The sequence below is a fragment of the Massilia sp. TS11 genome (genome assembly GCF_022012445.1).
In the GTDB taxonomy this organism is placed as follows: Bacteria; Pseudomonadota; Gammaproteobacteria; order Burkholderiales; family Burkholderiaceae_D; genus Telluria.
In genome coordinates this window covers 345,490-363,198 of the sequence record NZ_JAKLTS010000005.1, presented here as the reverse complement: position 1 = coordinate 363,198, position 17,709 = coordinate 345,490, and the positions used below count along the sequence as shown (strand labels likewise).

Below are 17,709 nucleotides of genomic sequence, written 5' to 3'. Positions count from 1 at the left end.
GGTGTTTGTAGCGGGGCATGTTTCGCAACTTTCACGACAAACTGAGGACAATTGCGCCGGTCAGGGTGACTATAATCGCCCGTTAAGTTACTTACTGCCGACCGATCCTCATGCTGCGCCCCTTATTTCAAGCTCTATTTGCCGCTTCTGCAGTTGTGTTGACCGGTTGTGCTGGTCTGCCTGCCGCAGAAATGAGCCTCCCCGCATCCATCGCTGCTGAACGCGCTGAATCTGTTCAGGGCCTTGGAGCTGGGCGCAACGGCAGCTTCTCGCTGTCCGCTGAGACGGGCACCTTCAGCCGCGGGCTCGATCGCGTTGACCTGTTTTCTGTGGTTAATTGGAGCAGTGCATCGACGCGCTATTCGCTCGTGCTCGCAGATGGCAGTCGCACCGAAGCGGCCTGCAGCGGCAAGGCGGTTGAGGTAACGTGGAAAGTCATAGCGGCCAACGCAAAGCCGTTCTCGTTCGAATGCGAATGGCGTGGATCGCGTAGCGCCCAGCTGAAGATGAACGCCCCGGTGGTCAGCATGACGATGAAAGCCGAGCGTAGCGGCCAATTCTCGATGGGCGGTACCACGCTCGAGGTGGAATCGGTCCACGAGGTGCGCGGCTCATCTCTGCCACTGGAGGCACCCATCGGCTACGTCTTCAGACATGACGGCAAAGTTGTCGGGGCCATCGAACTCAATGGCTTGACGCCACGCCTGTGGCGCCCCGCGTCCGGCACTGCATTGCGGGAGCCGGTCACCATGGCTGCGCTTGCACTCGCGCTGCTGTGGGATCCCTCGGCTTAACCACCCTCTAGGGGCGCGGTTCCTGGCGCTGAGTTCTCATGAGGAATGCTTCGGCATCATTGATGGGATTCTCTAATGGTTCAATCTCAGTAATGGTAGCGACACGAAATGATGACCAGTTCATCATTTTGAACTGCATAGACAAGCCGATTGGTTTCGTCGATCCGGCGTGACCAGCACCCACTGAGACTGTGCTTCAATGCTTCAGGTTTACCAATTCCTCCCGAAGGATCCCTTCTGGCTGCTTGAATTAAGTCATTGATACGTTTAAGTGTCTTCTTGTCCTGCGTTTGCCAGAACAGATAGGTTTCCCACGCCTCATCGGTGAACTTCAAGTTGAGCATTTTGTGGGTCCCCTGCGTCGGAGCTGTCAATTAACTCCCGATGTGTCGCCTGACCTGCACGAGCCTGTGAAAGGGATTTTGCCAAGTGCGCAGCATTGGCAGGTGAACTCAGCAAATGCACAGTCTCAATAAGGCTGTTGTAATGATCGAGGGACATTAGGACTGCGTCGGGTGCATCCCTGCGCGAAATGATCGTTACGTCAGCATCCTCAACCACTTGTTCGATCACTGCCCGCAGGTTGTTGCGAGCATCAGAAAAGCTCACGATTCTCATTGTTTACTCCGCACATTCATTTCGTTAAGGGTGTGCCGGCCGCAGCCGCGAGGCTTAAACGGAAGAACCTGTACAGTTACTTGCACAAGTCCTAGTGTAGCTGGCCATGCTGTGCGAGGCAAGCTAAGCTGTTTTTAACTTGCTAGGCGCCAAACACCTCGAACTCAGCACATTGCCGTATATGTCAATGTATGCGCGGGAGCCACATTCCCAAGGTGGCGAGGGCGATCCCGGCGGCGGTCGCTAATGTGAGCAGAAGCAGGAAGCCACTCATTAGTCCGCGGGCGATCGCGCTGCCCCGTTCGAGACAGCGCAGATAGCATTCGAGGATGGCAAGGGGTACCAGATATTGGGCGAAGCTCATGGTGCTCAGGAATGGCCCCGAGAAGGTCTTGGGGTCAAAGCCCACGGGACCGCCGTGCAGGCCGACCCACAGCATGAATCCGATCCGGAAGAACCATACGCCGCTGACTGCCAGAAACAGGCGCAGCGCCCATTTCCGGTGTGCGGCGAATTCGCGCGCACGGGCCGTTCGCAGACACAGCCATCCAAACACCAGGATCAGCAGCGCATTCAGGCTGACCCCAAGATGCTGCGTGAAATCTCCGACAACGGGGCGGAACCAGGTCATATACAGCCCGGTCACACTGGCGATGGCGGCGCTGGCCAGATAGAGCCTGCCGTTCCAGCGGTGCACTCTGGGCGCTCGCGCGCGCAAGCTGGGAAGCAGTTGCAACGCGCCGCCCAACATGATGAACACGCTGAGCAGCAGGTGCGCGCCGATGGCGGCATTGCCCGGCGTGTCGCCTGCAATATAGCCGCCGCGCATCACGATGTTCCAACCGTGTAGGTCCTGGCGCAGCAGTGCGCCGCCGTATACCAGGACAACATAGGCAAGAAAGATGAGTTGTCCAAGCACGGCAATGAGGAACCAACTGGCGGCCGCAGCACGCAAGCTCGTCAGGGGCGTGGGGCGCCACGGTGCGCCGGTGAGACTGAATGGCATGTTCTGCCTCCATCGAAAAAAGAGTGAGGCCCGAGCATAGGGCGCTGTCCGCTGCAGGCGTTGGCGCGGGGCGGCTTCATGCGACGAACGGCGGTTTTTGGGGCTTGAATCACGGCGCGGCCGCGGTTAAGGTGGGTGGATGTCTTGGAAATTGCCAACCTCAAGTCGCTTGCAGGCCGTGTTGCCTTCTGCGCGCCACACGCTGGTGGTGAGCGTATTCGCGCTCGCGCTGTCCTGGCTTCTGCATGTGCTGACGCGGACGCCATTCCCGATTGTGATCAGCCGGGTTGGCTTCGTGGCGGGCGCCTTGTTGCTGGCCTACTCGGCCGCCGGCACGCTGCGGCCACGTTGGCTTGCGGAGGATACGGCGCGTCTCCTGGCCGTCGGGTTGATGGCACCGCTGGCGGCGCTGGCGTCTGCGTTCATGGCCAAGGGCATGGATGCGCTCAGCTATCTCAGCAACACACAGACGCTGATCGGTCATGTCCTGATGGTGCTGCTGGCCTGGATGTTCGGCTTGCCGTTTGCCTTGGTGGCCTTGCGTGGCATGCGCAAGGCGCAGGAGGCGGCGGCCCGACTTCAAGCGGATCTGGAACGTGATCGGCTCGAACGCGAGTTGCTGGACGCCCGCCTGCGCCTCTTGCAGGCCCAGATTGAACCGCATTTTCTGTTCAATACACTGGCGAATATTGAGGCTTTGGTGGCGGCCGGGTCTGATCAGGCCGGCCCGGTGCTGCGCCACCTGATTGCCTATTTGCGTGCGGCGATGCCACGCCTGCAGGATGCGGACGCTTCATTGGCCGACGAGATGGATCTGGTCCGTGCCTACCTCGAACTGATGCGACTGCGGATGCCTGACCGCTTGCAGTTTTCCCTGACGGTGCCGCCCTCGCTCAGTGGGGTTCGCTTTCCCCCAATGGCCTTGCTCACCTTGGTCGAGAACGCAATCCGGCATGGGATTGATCCGAGCGTGGATGGCGGCGTGATCGAGGTCGGCGGCCAGCACGATGCTGCGAGCGGCGCGGCTCTGCTCTGGGTGCAGGATACCGGCGTGGGGATGGCCCCAACGGCGCACCCTGGCACGGGGCTGGCGAATGTGCGTGCGCGCCTGCATGCCTATTTCGGCGCAAGCGCGCGGATCGACTTGCACGAGGCCGTGCCCCAGGGTGTGCGGGTCGAGCTGCATTTTTCTACCGGAGGACCGGCATGACGGCCACACGCGCCCTGATCGTGGATGATGAACCCTTGCTGCGTGAGCGGTTGCGCGCCCATCTGGCCAGACTGTGGCCCGAATTGCAGCTGATCGATGACGCCCGCCACGGGGCCGAGGCGCTCGAATTGTTCGAGCAGCATGCGCCGCACATCGTTTTCCTGGACATCCACATGCCCGGCTTGAATGGCATCGAGGTGGCGCGCGCGATGGCGCGCCGTGCGCAGCTCGTGTTTGTAACGGCCTATGAGCAATATGCGTTGCAGGCGTTTGAGCAGGGCGCCATTGATTACCTCGTCAAGCCGATTGATCCGGAACGACTGGCCGACACGATCGGGCGCCTGCGCGAACGGGTGGCGCTGGCGCATTCGGGTCCGGATCAGCTCGACGCTGTGCTGCAGCGCCTGGCCGAGCGTCTGCCCGGTGCCGGGCGGCGGTATCTTCAGTGGATCAAGGCCTCACTGGGCAATAGCGTTCGGCTGATTCCGGTGGACCAAGTTCTCTATCTGCGCGCCGAGGACAAATACACCCAAGTCGTTTGGCCGGAGGGCGAGGCCCTGATCCGCAAGAGCATTCGAGAGCTGGCCGATGAGCTCGATCCGCTGCATTTCGTGCAGACCCACCGCTCAGTCATTGTTAATCTGGCCGCGGTGTCACAAGTGGTGCGTGGCCTGAACGAGACGGCCGAAGTTCATGTGCGCGGCCGGCGTGAGGTGCTGCCGGTCAGCCGTAATTTTCTCCATCATTTCCGTCAGATGTAGAATCGAATCCGTGCTCATCTTGCGTTACTTGAGCCTGCGCTTATGCCCGATGGAAGACAGACTGGGGCAAGGCGGAAGGAAATGCTCGTGAGCAGGTTTGTGTACAAGCTTGCCTCAATCGGATAAAGGCACCGCTGCCCCCGTCCTCCAACCTGCGAAAGGCAGCAATGGCGTCCGACACGAATCCTGTGAAGTTAAAAGCTGGCGCTGACCTGCGCGGCGCTGTGCGTCTTGCGGTGGAGGCGGTCGCGGGTGTGGCTGCGCTGACCGAAGCCGTGCACCTGAATATCCTCGAAAAGTCGCCGGGACGTTTTCTGGCCAAGCCGACGTCCTTCGTCTACCGCATGGTGCAAGGGGTGAACCGGCTGGTCGGTGGCGGACTCGACGCGGCGCTCGGGCGCCTCGCCGATGCGGATGGTGCGAGCGGAGATTGGCAGGGCAGGGAGCCTGTGCTGGCTGCCTTGAACGGCGTGCTGGGCGACCGGCTCGAGCATGGCGGCAATCCGCTGGCCATCGCGATGGCCTTCCGGCGCGAGGGCAGGCCGCTTGTGCATCCGGTGCCTGGAGCGACTGGGCGCATCCTGATTCTCGTGCACGGGCTGTGCATGAATGACCTGCAATGGCTGACCGACAACGGCGGTCACGGCAGCTTGCTGGCGCGCGAGCGCGGCTACACGCTGATCTACCTTCATTACAATACCGGGCGCCATATCGCCCTCAATGGCGCAGACTTCGCTGCGCAGATCGAAGCCTTACTCGACTTGTGGCCGGTCCCTGTGGAGGAGCTGGCCATCATCGGTCACAGCATGGGCGGTCTGGTGGCGCGCAGCGCGTGTGCCTTTGCGGAACAGGCTCAGCAGCGCTGGCGCGGCAAACTGCGCCGTCTCGTCACGCTTGGCTCGCCGCATCATGGTGCGCCGCTCGAGCGTGGCGGCAACTGGTTGACGCTGGCGATGGGAATGTCGAGCTATAGCGCGCCGTTTGCGCGCCTGGCGAAGATTCGCAGTGCGGGCATTACGGACCTGCGCCACGGCAGCGTGCTGCGTGAGGACTGGCAGGACAAGGACCGCTTTGCCGCAGAGCTGGCCGCCCAATTCCTGCCCTTGCCGGAGGGCGTGGCATGCTTTGCCATGGCCGGCACCGTGGCCGCTGAAGCGGGGCGCGTGCGCGATGCGCTCATCGGTGACGGGCTCGTGCCCTTGAATAGCGCTCTGGGCATCGCGCCGGATCTCGCGCGCTGTCTCACATTTTCGGCAAGCGCCACGCTGCCGAATACCCACCATATGGACTTGCTGACCTCGCCTGAAGTGGCGCGTCAGCTACTGGATTGGCTCGATTAAGCGTCGATCAGGGCAGGGTCAGGTCCAGACCGAGGGTCTTCCCCAGGCTGAAGGTCAGGAAGCCGAGCATCAAGATTCCCAGTACGAATACAGCGGACACCATCCCGCCGGCGCGCAGCACGGTGCGGCGTTCGTTCGCCGGCACGCCGCTCTTTTTGCCCTGGTCGTAATGCCACTTGATGGCAAAGAACATGCCGATGGCGAGGACAAGCAGCTTGAATGTCAGCAGAAATACCGGAACCCAATCCATGATCTCTTCAATCTCAAAGTGAGGCAGTGGCGGATTGTTACTGGAAAACCGGCGTCGATCAATGAGACAAAATGTCCCAGTTGAATGCCTTGCAAGGGACGTGCGCAGGGTAATGAGCGTTTCCATTTTTGCTAGCAAGTCAATACGAAAAATGGTAATGTCTCGCGATTATTGCTCAACGCTTATATCGTCATTCACACATGCATATGTTCTCGCGCCCGTCCTTGACCGTCTTGTCCGCCACCATCGCTGCACTGCTGCTGAGCTGGCAGGCCCAGGCACAAACCACCGAGCCGGCCAAGCCGGTCAGCAAAGAAGAAGCCAAGCCGGCGCCGCAGCAGCCGACGCAGGCCAACCCCGAGGTGCCGGCGACGGCGGTCGTGAATGTGGTCAGCGAGCGCCAGACCAACCGCATCGACCGCCAGGTCTATGACATCAAGAACGACGCCACCACGGCCGGGGCCTCGATCGGCGACGTGCTCAACAACGTGCCCTCGGTGAACGTCGATCCGAACGGCACCGTGCGCGTGCGCGGCAGCGAACGTGTCACCGTGCTGGTCGATGGCAAACCGACCGCGCAGCTGCAGGGCGATAACCGCGCCGCGGCCATCAACGCACTGCCGGCGGAAAACTACGAGTCGGTGCAGGTGATCAATAATCCGGGCGCGGAATTCGGCAATGAAGCCGGCGGCGGCCCCATCCTGAACCTGATCTCGCGCCGCTACACCAAGCCGGGCGGCAATGGCAGCATGGCCGGCACGGTCGGTCCGGCCGGCCGCAAGAGCGCCTTTGCCAACGGCAGCTACAGCGCCGGCTATGCCTCGGTGAATGGCAGCTTCAACTACCGCCGCGATGGCAATGAGTCCGATACCGACTACACGCGCGAGCGCCTTGATCCGGCCAGCAATAGCGTCAGCCGCCTGCACCAGACGGCCCAGCGCAGTGGCCTGACCGACTTTGTCCAGGGCGGTGTGGGCGGCCGTTACAACTACAGCGAGACTGACACGCTGACCGGCTCGTTCTCGGCCAACAAGCGCGGCAATGATTCGCGCACCAATGAGCATCTGACGGACTTCCGCACCGGCAGCACGCCGGTGATCGATTACCTGACGCGCCGGGTCGGCAGTGGCGATGCGATCAACCACGAAATCGTCACCGGCTGGGAACGCCGCTTCAACACCGATGGCGAGAGCCTGAAGGTCGATCTGCGCCATTCGTCCAACAACAATAGCGTGGACACGGCCGCCAACTACGTGCCGATCCTGCTGCCGGCCGTCGGCGCGCCGGTGCTGCGCAACTACACGCAGAATGTCGAGACCCGTGTGCGCCTGACCGACCTGAGCACCGACTATTCGGGCAAGGCCGGCCCCGGCTTCCTGACGGCGGGCGGCCGCTGGCAGCGCACGCGCCAGACCAGCGACTACCGCTATCTGTTCCTCGATACCGGCGCGCTCGATACCAAACGCAGCAATCTGTTCGACCTGTCGCAGGATGTGACCGCGGCCTATGCGAGCTATGAACTGCCAATCAATCCGCTGTGGTCGTTCAAGGGCGGCCTGCGCGTCGAGCATACGCAGCTGGATCTGAATCAGGTGACGACCAATATCCAGGGCAGCAACAGCTACACGAACTATCTGCCGAGCTTGTTCCTGACCTATAAGCTCGACCAGTTCTCGAACCTGCGCTTCTCGTTCTCGGACCGCATTTCGCGTCCGGCAGCGGGCGACCTGAATCCCTTCGTCAATTACGCCAACGAATACGCAATCAGCGCGGGCAATCCCTATCTGCACCCCGTCAAGCTGCATTCGCTGGAACTGGGCTATGAGACCAAGATCATGGGCCTGATGCCGGCCAGCCTGCGCGGCTATATGCGGCACGAATCGGATGTGATCACCGAGCGCCGCAGCTTCGTCAGCCCGACCACGCTGCTGACGACCAAGGTCAACGAGGGCGACCGTCAGGCTGCCGGTGTCGAATTCTCGATCATGGCGATGGTGCCGCCGAATATGAAATGGAACGGCATCGCGCTGCCGGCGATCCGCTTCATGTTTAACGGTAACTGGGGCTATGTCGAGCAGGACCGCATCGGCTCGATGGGCCCGACCGGCGAGAAGCGCCGCACGCCTTCGCTGCAGCTGCAGGGCGGCCTGCAGTGGACCATGACGCCGGACGACACCCTGTCCTTCATGACTTTCCGTCAGGGCAAGCAGCTGTCGGGCGAGGGCTATCGTGAGCCGTTCAGCAATGTGATTCTGGCGCTGGAGCACAAGTTCTCGCCGCGCCTGTCGCTGAATATCCGCGCCAACGACGTGTTCCAGGGCACCGATCAGCGCTTCCGCACCGAGACCGACACCCTGCGCGACCGCACCGACGTGCAAGTGCACCAGCGCCGCGTGTATGTCGGCCTGCGCTACACCTTCGGCGGTGTGACCGGCAACGACGCCGTGCGCAATGCCATGCAGGCGGCCGGCATGAATCCGGACAGCCAGGCGGCGAAAGACGCGATGCGCATGATTCAGATGCATCAGCCGAAGCCGCCCGCACAGCCCGAAAAGCCGGCGCAGGAGAAGAAGGACTAAGCGTTCAGGCCGCCGCCGCGTCGTCCAGCGCCATCTGGGAATAGCGGCGCGGCGGCATGCCGACGTGGCGCGTGAAGGCAAGGCCGAAAGCGCTGACGGAGGCATAGCCGACACGCTCGGCGATATCGGCCAGCTTGAGTTCGCGCCGGCGCAGCAGCTGGCGCGCCAGGGCCATGCGCCAGCCGAGCAGGTAGCTCATCGGCGCAATGCCGACTGCCTGGGTAAAGCGCTCAGAAAATGCCGAGCGCGACATTGCCGCCGCGCGCGCCAGCTGCGCCACAGTCCAGGTGGCCGCTGGCTGGGCATGCATGCAGCGCAGCGCAACGGCCAGTTTCGCATCAGCCAGGCCACGCACCAGACCGGCCGATTCCCCCGTGCTCCCGGCCGAGCGCAAGGCTTCGATCAGCAGCACTTCGAGCAGGCGCGCCAAGACAAGCTCGCGCGCAGGCCGCTCGGCGCGCGATTCATCGCCCACCAGTTGGACGAGGGTCGACAGGCGCTGTTCGCCGCGAATGTGCACATAGCGCGGCAGCAGCGAGACCAGCAGGGCGGAATCGGGCGAGCCGAATACGAAATTCCCGACCAGCATACGCACATCGACTGGCCCGTTCGGATTGCCCACGCGCGCGCCGCCGGGCATCGTCGTCACTTCGGTGATCACTTCCTCGTCCAGCCGCGGCGGTTGGCGGTCGAGGCTCGATGTGGAGAAACTGCGCGCCGCCGGGACCATGGCAAAGTCGCCCTCGTGCAGCGTGATGGTCTCGCTGCCGTCTGGGCCGTGCACGGTCAGATGGCAGCCGCCTTCGAGGATCACGAAGTAGAACGGACGCCCGGTTTCGGTCCGCCGCACCGCCCAGGGCGCGGACGCGACCACCAGTTTCGAGAACGGCGCCCCCGGCTGCAGCAAGGACACCACCTCCGCCAAGGGATCGATCATTGGACGATCTCGACAAAAATATGGATTAGAAAGTATAGCTTGTCCAGGCGCTTCACTCTATCGTTGCAGCATTGTTAAACCGATGGAGTGTGTATGTCTTCTGTGTCGACTGTTCTGATCACGGGCTGCTCGTCCGGCTTTGGCCTGGAAACGGCGCGCCTTTTCCTCGAGCGCGGCTGGCGCGTGGTGGCCACCATGCGCCAGCCGGATGCGAGTTTGCTGCCGACTTCGCCGCGCCTGCGCATCCTGCCGCTGGATGTGGCCGACGCGGACAGCATCCGTGCCTGCGTGGCGGCGGCCGGCCCGATCGACGCGCTGGTGAATAATGCCGGCATCGGCCTGCTGGCCCCGCTTGAAGACGTGACGCCGGCCCAGCTGCGCCAGATCTTCGACACCAATACGCTCGGCACCATCGCCATGACCCAGGCGCTGCTGCCGCAGATGCGCGAACGCGGGGCAGGGGTGATCGTCAATGTCAGCTCAAGCGTCACGCTCAAGGCGCTGCCGCTGCTGGCCGTGTATTCGGCCGCGAAAGCGGCGGTCAATGCTTTCACCGAATCGCTGACGCTTGAGCTGGCCGAGTTTGGTGTACGCGCGCATCTGGTCTTGCCGGGGCGCTCGCCCGAGACCCGTTTCAGCGAGCATGCAAGGCGCATGGGCGGGGAGGGTGTGCACCCCGCCTACGCCGATTTCAAGCAACGCATCTTCAGCGCGATGCAGCGTGGCGGCGGGCTGGTCACGCAGGCCCGGGATGTGGCCGAGGCGGTGTGGCGTGCGGTGACCGATCCGGCTGCGCCGCTGCGCCTGGTGGCGGGCGCCGACGCCGTGGCGATTGCAGCCGGAGCGGATGCGCAGAAGGCCGTGGTGGCGCGCTTTAACCACGCGGTCATCCAGAATGGCGAGCGCGCGGTGTTTGACGAGCTGATGGCGCCGGACTTCATCAACTGGTCGGCGCCGGACCCGGCCATGCGGGGCGCGGAAGGCATGTGGCATACGTTCACGAACGTGCTGCGGCCGGCGATCAGCGGCCTGACAGTCGAGATTCTCGACCAGCTCAGCGCGGGTGATCAGGTGGTCACCCGCAAACGCATCACGGGACGGCATACGGGGCCGCTGCTGGGCGTGGAGGCGACCGGCAAGGACATTGCCATCGATGTGATCGACATTGTGCGCATCCGCGATGGACGCTATGCTGAACACTGGGGCATCAACAGCCTGGCCGCCGTGCTTGCGCAGTTTCGGGCCACCCCATGACAGATTGCGTCGATCCGGAGAAGAGTCCATGAAAAGTCAGATCACCCTGAATATGCCAGTGAAGGACCTTGCGCGCTCGAAGGCCTTCTTCTCTGCTCTGGGTTTCCAGTTCAACCCCCAATTCAGCGGCGACAAAGCCTTGTGCATGGTCGTCGCCGGCGAGGCGATTCAGGTGATGCTGACGACCGAGGACTTCTTCCAGTCTCTGATTGGCAAGGGCGTCGCGCCGGCGAAGGAGGCGAACGAGGTCGTGATCTGCCTGAGCTGCGATAGCCGCGAAGAGGTCGACGCCCTGATCGCCAAGGCCGTCGCCGCCGGCGGCCGCACCCCGCACCCGCCCGAAGACCACGGTTTCATGTACGACCAAGGCTTCGAAGACCTCGATGGCCACCTGTGGAACCTGGTCTGGATGGCTGACCACTGAGTTTAGTGGTGGAAAAATGGGGTCTGACCCCATTTTTCCGGGTTTCGTCGGAATTGCCTGCGGCGCATGGGGTGGATTCGTAAGATTTCCTCGCTTACTTTCAAACGAGGACATCGATATGCGTTCCACCCATTTTCTTTTTGCTGCCGTGCTCGCCGTCTGCTGTGGCATGGCGGCTGCGGCTACTACCGCTGAGCTGAAGAGCCGCCAGCTGGCCGACCTCGATACGCTGCGCAGCGACTATGTGCAGGCCAGCATGGCCTTCAGCGATACCAGCCGCGCCGCCGCGCTGCAGGCCGTGGAGGCGCTGCGCACGCGCGCTGGCGCGATGAGCGAGGCGGAATTTACGCTTGCGCTGGCGCGTGTGGCCGCTCTGGCCGATAACGCCCACGACGAAATCGTCCCGAACGCCAAGCTGATGGGGCCGCGCTTGCCTGTGCGGCTGGCCTGGTTCGGGCAGGAACTGATGGTGGTGCTCAGCGCGCCGGACTTGCCCGAGCTGGCGGGCGCCACGGTGCTGAGCCTGGGGGGCAAGAAGCCTGAGGAGTTGGCGGCGCTCACGCGTCCATACATCGGCGGGCCGGACCACTTTGCGCGGGCCAATTCGACCTGGCTGCTGGAGTCGCCCGCGCTGCTCGGCGCGCTTGGCCTCACACTGGAACGGGGCAAGCTCGGCGCCAGCTTCCGTCTGCGCGATGGCACGGTGGTCGAACGCCAGCTGGCGCCGTTGGAGCGCAGCCAGGTGCCGACCGGCTCGGTGCCCGAATTGCTGCGCAGCGCAGGCGTGAGCGCGGCCAGCGGCGCGGCCTGGAATCGTGCCTTGCTGGGAGCGCCGATCCCGCTTGCGATGCAGGAGCCGGAGAAGATCTTCCGCGCCATTCCGCTGCGCGCCTATGACGCCCTGTATGTTCAGTTCCGCGGCAATTACGATCACGAGGGCGGGCGTACGCTGGGCAAGTTCGCAGGCGACACGGCGGCCCTGGCCGCCAAGCTCAAGCCGCGCTTTCTGGTGCTGGACCAGCGCTTCAATGGCGGCGGCAACACCGACCTGACGCGCGAACTGATGAAAGTGCTGGCGGAGAATACGCGCGAGAAGGTGTATATCCTGACCAGCGAGTACACCTTCTCGGCCGGCATTGTGTCCTCGGCCATCGCCAAGCAGGCGGCCGGTCCCAAGGTGCGCGTGATCGGCTCGCTGGTCGGCGACCGCCTGCGCTGGTGGTCGGAGAATCGCAAGCAATGCCTGCCGAACTCGGGCCATTGCTTTACACCGTCCTACGGCCTGTGGGACCTGCGCAAGGGCTGCGCCCAGGAACAGGGCTGCTTTGGCGATGCCTATGACGTGAAGATCAATGGCCTGGACCCGGACATGCTGGTGCCGCTGACCGCCGCCGATTGGCTGGCCGGCTATGACGCTGCCCTGATGGCGGCCGCGGCCGATGCGGCCGGCGGCCAGCGCTGAGCTGGTTCAGGGCAGGGCGGTCGGCACGGGCAGCCACTGGCCGCGCGCGTAGCGCAGCAGAGCCGCCTCGTCAAAGCGCCACAGGTGCAGCCAGTCGTTGTCGACCAGTTGCCGGACGAGCGCGTGCTGCGCGATGACCGCCTCGATGGCGTGGGCCGGGGCGTCGATCACCACGGTCAGGCGCAGCGGCTCGTGCATCCAGCGCTGGCCGTCATGCAGGGACTGGCGCGAGAGGCCGATCCGCAGGTCGCCGCCATTGCCTTCGAATACGCCGATTGTGCCGCCGACCACGTTGTGCAGCAGCTTGTTGCCGCTGCCGAGACGCTCGGGATCGCAGGTGGAGGCGTGGTACTGCCAGTTGATCCAGTGGGTGACGAGCACCGGCGCCGTCATCAGCAGCTCTAGCAGACTGCCGCCGACATCGCGGCTGGCATCGTAGTCGTGCAGGAAAGCGCGGCCCTGCAGCACGGTGCCGCGCGTCCGGGCACGCGGGCCGATGATGAAGGCGGCATTGCCGCCCAGGCCCCATTCGGGCCGGGTCTCGGCGCCGTCGTTGGCGCGGCGGCGCAGTTGCTGCAATAGCTTGTCGTGCGGCGCGCGCGGGTCGAGGCCGAGACTGCTCGCGCGTTCGCGCCGCACCTGGTCGGCTGCCTGGGCGAAGATGGTCTGCAGATTGTCCCAACGGGCGCGGGCCGACGGTGGCATCAGGTCGAGATCGAAGGCTTCGATCTCGTCGGTCGTCGTATTGTGCAGGGCGGCGAGGAAGTGTGTGTCATCAGGAATCGCGATGCCGTGCGCCTGCAGTGCGTTGCGCACCGGGCGGCTGTTGAGCAGCTGCGCCAGGCTGCGCGCATTCACTTCCCCGGTCTGTCCGCAGCAGGCGCCGCAATCGAGGGCGGCGGCATGCGCGTTGTTGGCGCTCTGGCTGCCGTGACCGACCAGCAGGACCAGCGGTGCCAGGCTGTGCGCCAATCCCATGGCCTGCAGTACCTTGGCGCCGAGATCGACTTGCGTCGCGATCGGGATACCGCTGAGCGAGGGACGGCATAGCTGACGGTAGCGGGTCGGCAGCCCGGCCAGATCGTCGCGCGGGCGCGCCTGGCGGGCCGGGAAAATCCATTGACCAAGCTTGCCGAGATAGCCCAGACCCGCCGCCTCGACAAACGAGAAGGCGGCATTCGGCCAACGGCTGGCGGCGCGCCATTGCGAGCCGATGGCAAGGCGCTGTTCGCGGGCGTGGCCGGCCGCCTGTTCCAGCGCCGGGTCGCCATGCTCGCTGTCGGCGGTGCGCATCACGTCCAGCACGTCCAGTGCCGGCGCCAGCAAGCCCGGCAATTGCGGGCGGCGTGCCTGGGTAGCAATCGGCGTGTAGGCAACCGGCAGGCCAAAGAAGCCGGCGAAGCCGAGGGTCTGCATGCCGGGCCAGGCCGCTTCGAGCGCGCGCCGCAGCGGCTCGCTCCGCACATCAATGCAGAACACGGCCTGGACCTCCGGGCGTTCCGGCTCGCTCAGCGCGGGGCTCACACTTAGCAGGCGCTGGGCGAGATCGCGCTGGTAGCCGAGTTCAAGCGCGGTCTGCCAGACTTCGTCGATCAGCAGAGCGGTCTGTGCTTCGAGCAAGCGCTGCGATGCGTGCTGCCACGCCTGCTGCAGGGCATGGAAGGCCTGCTGGGCGGCGCTGTCGTCCTTGCATTCGAGCAGAACGGCGCCCCAGGCCAGGCGAATCGCCAGCAGATCGCGCAGATGCGGATCGCTGCGGCCTTGCTGCGCCGCTTGCCAACCCAGATAAGCGCACCAGGACGCCCAGCCGTTCACGGTCAACAGCACCGCCTCGAGGTAGTCGGCCCAGACCGTTTCGGGCAGGCCCAGACGGGTCAGCACCCAGCGCTCGGCCTCGGCGCGGGTGGCGGGCAGGGCTTGCAGGGCGCGGCCCAGATGCGGCAGGCCCATCAGCAGGCCGATGCCGTGGTCGTGCAGCAGCGTATCGCGCCAGAAGCTGTACAAACCGCCCTCGCGTTCGGGCTGCCAGTCAGCCTGGTGCTCATCGAAGTAGGCGGCGCAGGTCTGGCTTACCTGATGGGTGATGGCCTGGCGCCAGGACAGCCGCGTGTGGCGCTGCGGGTCATTGTCGAGCACGTCGATCAGCAGCGGCAGCTGTTCGATCGGCAGCGGCTGCGACAGGATCATCTGACAGAACGCAGCGCTCAGGCCCGAGGCGCGCGCCTGGGCGTTCTGGCGGATGGCGAGTTCGAGGTCGCATGCACTGATGCGGCCAGACTCCCAGGCCTGCAGCTGGCGTTCACGCGGCGGAAATACCTGGATACCGCCCAGCACGGCCATGCGCGCGGCCACTTCGCGCAGCGGCAGGCCGACGCGCGACCAGTGCGGGTTGACGGCAATGGCGCGATCCAGCGGCCAGGACGGGGCAATCATGCGGCAGGCGGCGGCACAAGCTTGCTCCACTTGCTGATCGAGTGTGATGGCGTGAGCGATCATTGGGGCCTCCAGGCGTTTTCTTCATTGAGCGGGTGCAGCAGACGGAAGCGGGGTTGACGCGGCGTTGCCGGCGTCCAGCGCGTTGGCCAGCAGCGCAGCGCGAGGCGGGTAAAGGCTTCATCGATGTAGAAACCGGCATAGCTCCAGCGGCGCCAGCTGCTCAGCGATTGCGGACGCAACTGCAGCAGCATCAGCGCAGCGTACAGGGCAGCCATGCCAAGCAGCGCGATCAGTCCAAGCGCGGGGTGGGCGCTGTCCTCCGTGCCGAGCGGCAGCAGATGGGCCGCCAGGGCGCACAGGCTGAGGCCGCCCACCATGGCCATTCCGGCCGCCAATTGCACGCCACGCTGGCGCCAGCGGCCCGCGTTCGCTGGCAGCCACAGCAGCGGAGCCCACGCAAGGGCAAGCATCACGCGCCACCACCAAGGCCAGGCTGCCAGACCGGAGGCGCTGTGCAGCAGCTCGACCAGCGCCAGGGCCAGCACTGGCGCCAGCCACAGACTCGCGGCTGCGGGCGGGGCCGGCGTGTGCAGGGCCTGCAGCCGGGTGCGGCGCACGGCCGAGGAGGCCGACAGGAAGGCATGCGCTTTGTACAGCGAATGGCCGATCAGATGCAACGCCGCCAGCGAATACAGGCCGAGTCCGCATTCGAGCAGCAGGAAGCCCATCTGGGCGACCGTCGACCAGGCCAGGCGCACCTTGATGCTGATCCGCGTGAGCATCACCATCCCGGCCAGGACGGCCGTCAGCAGGCCCAGCACGACCAGCAGGCTCCGCGCCGTGTCGGCCTGCTCCAGCAGCGGCGCGAAACGGATGAGGACGACACCACCCAGATTCACGACACCCGCATGCAGCAGGGCCGATACCGGGGTCGGCGCCTCCATCACCTGAATCAGCCAGCCATGCACGGGCAGCAGGGCCGTGCGCAGGATGACGGCCACCACCAGCGCCACGCCACTGGCGTACAGCGGGCCGCTCATGCCGCGGCTCGCAATGTGCTCGAACAGGGCGCTCAGATAGCCGCTGCCGCAGGTATCCCAGGCCAGCGCGGCGGCCGCCACCAGCAGCAGGTCGGCCAGGCGGTCGGCAATGCGCTTCTTGTGGGCGGCCAGCAGGGCGAACGGGCGGTCCGCGTAGAAGCACAGCAGCTGCTGCAGCGCGGTCCCGACCAGTGCCCAGGCGCCGATCAGCACGACCCAATGATTGGCCAGCAACAGCACCTGGACGGCCGCCAGCACCTGGGCCAGGGCGGAGACATAGCGCTGTTGGCGCGCCTCACCGGCCAGATAGCGCGCGGAGAAGGCCGCAATCACCGTGCCGAGCAGCTGCACCAGCAGTGCCATGGCCAGGCCCAGCGGCGTGGTCATCAGGATAGCGGGCAGGGTGGCCGGCGTGATGCAGGCGACACCGGCCGCCACGGTGGCCGCGCCGGAGAGGCCAAGGACGGCGCGCCAAAGATAGGCCAACCGCAGGCGGGGCAGGGATGCGGCGCCCATCGCCAGCAGCATGCACAGCAGAGGAAACAGGGGAAGGGAAGCGGAAAGATGCATGACAGATACCCAAAACAACATGGGAAGGCATGATGCTTGCGCTCGAAGGTTCTGTAAAATACATTAATAAGAATCAGATCATCCATAAACCAGAACGATGCAACTGGAACAACTCAATTTTCATCACCTGTTCTACTTCTGGCGCGTGGCCAAGCTCGGCCACCTGACGCGGGCGGCGGAGGAATTGCACACCTCGCAATCGGCGGTGTCGGCCCAGATTCGCCAGTTGGAGGAGCGCATCGGCGAGGACCTGTTCGTGCGCGAAGGGCGGCGCCTGGTGCTGACCGATACCGGCCAGCTGGTACTGGCCTATGCCGAGAACATCTTCGGGCTTGGGCAGGAGATGCTCGGGCGCTTGCAGGGCCGCAGCGCCGGCATTGCGCATCTGCGCATCGGCAGCGTCGCCACGCTGTCGCGCAACTATCAGGAGAACCTGATACGGCCGCTGCTGGCCGACGCCAACGTCGTGCTGACGCTCGAATCCGGGTTGCTCGAAGGCCTGATCAGCCGACTGGTGCAGCATCAGCTCGACGTCGTGCTGGCGAACGAGACCGTGCCGGCCGATCCGGAGCGCCCGCTGCACTGCCGCTTTCTCGGCAGCCAAAGCATCTCCCTGGTCGGGCAGGCCGAGCGCTGGCGCGGGCAGCAATTACGCATCCCCGAAGACCTGCAGGGCATCGACATTGCCTTGCCGGGACCGCGCCACGCGCTGCGCGCCCAGTTCGATGCGCTGTGCGCGAGTGCCGACATCACACCGCGCGTGCGGGCCGAGGTCGACGACATGGCCATGCTGCGCCTGATCGCGCGCGACAGCGGCTGGCTGACCGTGTTGCCCGAGGTGGTGGTGCAGGACGAGCTGCGCACGGGCGTGCTGGTGCGCGTGGGCGAATCGAGCGCCTTGCAGGAGCGCTTCTACGCCATCACCACACCGCACCGCCACCGCCTCGACCTGCTCGACCGCCTGCTCGGCCCCAGCCAATAATTGCCCCGCAAACAAATCGGGGTCAGACCCCATTTTTCTATGCGGA

At 64.6% G+C, this 17,709-nt stretch carries 16 protein-coding genes and 1 pseudogene; 10 read left to right on the top strand and 7 right to left on the bottom strand.

The genetic code is table 11. The features are described 5' to 3' along the window. The first annotated feature begins 110 nt into the window (after positions 1–110). Positions 111–794 (top strand): hypothetical protein, encoded by a 684-nt coding sequence (locus LZ005_RS10520; RefSeq protein ID WP_237807798.1) that lies wholly within the window; start codon positions 111–113, stop codon positions 792–794. 86 nt (positions 795–880) lie between these two features. Here the strand turns inward: LZ005_RS10520 and LZ005_RS10515 are convergent, their stop codons facing one another. The 3 genes from LZ005_RS10515 to LZ005_RS10505 all read right to left on the bottom strand — a co-directional run bounded on the left by LZ005_RS10515 (position 881) and on the right by LZ005_RS10505 (position 2,418). Continuing rightward, complete coding sequence (locus tag LZ005_RS10515) at positions 881–1,138, bottom strand: Txe/YoeB family addiction module toxin (protein ID WP_237807796.1); 258 nt, start codon at positions 1,136–1,138, stop codon at positions 881–883. Next, complete coding sequence (locus LZ005_RS10510) at positions 1,113–1,412, bottom strand: type II toxin-antitoxin system Phd/YefM family antitoxin (protein ID WP_237807770.1); 300 nt, start codon at positions 1,410–1,412, stop codon at positions 1,113–1,115. The genes LZ005_RS10515 and LZ005_RS10510 overlap by 26 nt, the downstream gene beginning before the upstream one ends. 184 nt (positions 1,413–1,596) lie before the next feature. Further along, on the bottom strand, positions 1,597–2,418 hold the full coding sequence (locus LZ005_RS10505) for a DUF2306 domain-containing protein (RefSeq protein ID WP_237807768.1): 822 nt from the start codon (positions 2,416–2,418) through the stop codon (positions 1,597–1,599). 139 nt (positions 2,419–2,557) lie between these two features. Between LZ005_RS10505 and LZ005_RS10500 the strand changes: the two genes are divergently transcribed. The 3 genes from LZ005_RS10500 to LZ005_RS10490 all read left to right on the top strand — a co-directional run bounded on the left by LZ005_RS10500 (position 2,558) and on the right by LZ005_RS10490 (position 5,729). Beyond that, the gene (locus LZ005_RS10500; RefSeq protein WP_237807766.1) at positions 2,558–3,628 is read left to right on the top strand and encodes a sensor histidine kinase; all 1,071 of its coding nucleotides are present in this window, start codon (positions 2,558–2,560) and stop codon (positions 3,626–3,628) included. Beyond that, positions 3,625–4,389 (top strand): LytTR family DNA-binding domain-containing protein, encoded by a 765-nt coding sequence (locus LZ005_RS10495; protein WP_237807764.1) that lies wholly within the window; start codon positions 3,625–3,627, stop codon positions 4,387–4,389. Before LZ005_RS10500 ends, LZ005_RS10495 begins: the two co-directional genes overlap by 4 nt. Positions 4,390–4,556: 167 nt before the next feature. Further along, positions 4,557–5,729 carry a triacylglycerol lipase gene (locus LZ005_RS10490; RefSeq protein ID WP_237807763.1) on the top strand — a complete coding sequence of 391 codons (1,173 nt, stop codon included), beginning with the start codon at positions 4,557–4,559 and terminating at the stop codon, positions 5,727–5,729. 7 nt (positions 5,730–5,736) lie between these two features. Here the strand turns inward: LZ005_RS10490 and LZ005_RS10485 are convergent, their stop codons facing one another. Continuing rightward, positions 5,737–6,105 carry a hypothetical protein gene (locus LZ005_RS10485; RefSeq protein WP_307727792.1) on the bottom strand — a complete coding sequence of 123 codons (369 nt, stop codon included), beginning with the start codon at positions 6,103–6,105 and terminating at the stop codon, positions 5,737–5,739. Positions 6,106–6,203: 98 nt separating this feature from the next. Between LZ005_RS10485 and LZ005_RS10480 the strand changes: the two genes are divergently transcribed. Next, positions 6,204–8,558 (top strand): outer membrane beta-barrel family protein, encoded by a 2,355-nt coding sequence (locus tag LZ005_RS10480; RefSeq protein ID WP_237807755.1) that lies wholly within the window; start codon positions 6,204–6,206, stop codon positions 8,556–8,558. Positions 8,559–8,562: 4 nt separating this feature from the next. On the opposite strand, the gene LZ005_RS10475 is transcribed toward LZ005_RS10480, so the two are convergent. Beyond that, positions 8,563–9,495 carry an AraC family transcriptional regulator gene (locus LZ005_RS10475; RefSeq protein WP_237807753.1) on the bottom strand — a complete coding sequence of 311 codons (933 nt, stop codon included), beginning with the start codon at positions 9,493–9,495 and terminating at the stop codon, positions 8,563–8,565. A 102-nt stretch (positions 9,496–9,597) separates the two neighbouring features. Here LZ005_RS10475 and LZ005_RS10470 point away from each other — a divergent pair. The 4 genes and pseudogenes from LZ005_RS10470 to LZ005_RS10455 all read left to right on the top strand — a co-directional run. After that, a pseudogene (locus LZ005_RS10470) lies at positions 9,598–10,341 on the top strand (SDR family oxidoreductase); the annotation flags it as partial. Continuing rightward, positions 10,321–10,749 (top strand): ester cyclase, encoded by a 429-nt coding sequence (locus LZ005_RS10465; RefSeq protein WP_237807856.1) that lies wholly within the window; start codon positions 10,321–10,323, stop codon positions 10,747–10,749. The pseudogene LZ005_RS10470 and the gene LZ005_RS10465, both read left to right, overlap by 21 nt. Before the next feature lie 28 nt (positions 10,750–10,777). Then, positions 10,778–11,173: a VOC family protein gene (locus LZ005_RS10460; protein WP_237807751.1), complete on the top strand. Its 396-nt coding sequence runs from the start codon at positions 10,778–10,780 to the stop codon at positions 11,171–11,173. Between the two features lie 118 nt (positions 11,174–11,291). Then, positions 11,292–12,635, top strand: coding sequence for a hypothetical protein (locus tag LZ005_RS10455; RefSeq protein ID WP_237807737.1), 1,344 nt, complete (start codon positions 11,292–11,294; stop codon positions 12,633–12,635). 6 nt (positions 12,636–12,641) lie between these two features. On the opposite strand, the gene LZ005_RS10450 is transcribed toward LZ005_RS10455, so the two are convergent. Together LZ005_RS10450 and LZ005_RS10445 are read right to left on the bottom strand one after the other, a co-directional pair. Further along, the gene (locus LZ005_RS10450; RefSeq protein WP_237807736.1) at positions 12,642–15,131 is read right to left on the bottom strand and encodes a YbcC family protein; all 2,490 of its coding nucleotides are present in this window, start codon (positions 15,129–15,131) and stop codon (positions 12,642–12,644) included. Next, positions 15,128–16,681 (bottom strand): NADH-quinone oxidoreductase subunit L, encoded by a 1,554-nt coding sequence (locus tag LZ005_RS10445; protein WP_237807735.1) that lies wholly within the window; start codon positions 16,679–16,681, stop codon positions 15,128–15,130. The genes LZ005_RS10450 and LZ005_RS10445 overlap by 4 nt, the downstream gene beginning before the upstream one ends. A 97-nt stretch (positions 16,682–16,778) precedes the next feature. On the opposite strand from LZ005_RS10445, the gene LZ005_RS10440 reads away from it, so the two are divergent. Then, entirely contained in the window at positions 16,779–17,663 is an 885-nt protein-coding gene (locus LZ005_RS10440) for a LysR family transcriptional regulator (RefSeq protein ID WP_237807734.1), read from the top strand. The last annotated feature ends 46 nt before the right edge of the window (positions 17,664–17,709 follow it).

Coding starts and splice junctions, on each gene's coding strand:
- LZ005_RS10520 (WP_237807798.1), top strand. CDS start 111: ATGCTGCGCCCCTTATTTCAAGCTCTATTTGCCGCTTCTGCAGTTGTG.
- LZ005_RS10515 (WP_237807796.1), bottom strand. CDS start 1,138: ATGCTCAACTTGAAGTTCACCGATGAGGCGTGGGAAACCTATCTGTTC.
- LZ005_RS10510 (WP_237807770.1), bottom strand. CDS start 1,412: ATGAGAATCGTGAGCTTTTCTGATGCTCGCAACAACCTGCGGGCAGTG.
- LZ005_RS10505 (WP_237807768.1), bottom strand. CDS start 2,418: ATGCCATTCAGTCTCACCGGCGCACCGTGGCGCCCCACGCCCCTGACG.
- LZ005_RS10500 (WP_237807766.1), top strand. CDS start 2,558: ATGTCTTGGAAATTGCCAACCTCAAGTCGCTTGCAGGCCGTGTTGCCT.
- LZ005_RS10495 (WP_237807764.1), top strand. CDS start 3,625: ATGACGGCCACACGCGCCCTGATCGTGGATGATGAACCCTTGCTGCGT.
- LZ005_RS10490 (WP_237807763.1), top strand. CDS start 4,557: ATGGCGTCCGACACGAATCCTGTGAAGTTAAAAGCTGGCGCTGACCTG.
- LZ005_RS10485 (WP_307727792.1), bottom strand. CDS start 6,105: ATGGAAACGCTCATTACCCTGCGCACGTCCCTTGCAAGGCATTCAACT.
- LZ005_RS10475 (WP_237807753.1), bottom strand. CDS start 9,495: ATGATCGATCCCTTGGCGGAGGTGGTGTCCTTGCTGCAGCCGGGGGCG.
- LZ005_RS10460 (WP_237807751.1), top strand. CDS start 10,778: ATGAAAAGTCAGATCACCCTGAATATGCCAGTGAAGGACCTTGCGCGC.
- LZ005_RS10455 (WP_237807737.1), top strand. CDS start 11,292: ATGCGTTCCACCCATTTTCTTTTTGCTGCCGTGCTCGCCGTCTGCTGT.
- LZ005_RS10450 (WP_237807736.1), bottom strand. CDS start 15,131: ATGATCGCTCACGCCATCACACTCGATCAGCAAGTGGAGCAAGCTTGT.
- LZ005_RS10445 (WP_237807735.1), bottom strand. CDS start 16,681: ATGCATCTTTCCGCTTCCCTTCCCCTGTTTCCTCTGCTGTGCATGCTG.
- LZ005_RS10440 (WP_237807734.1), top strand. CDS start 16,779: ATGCAACTGGAACAACTCAATTTTCATCACCTGTTCTACTTCTGGCGC.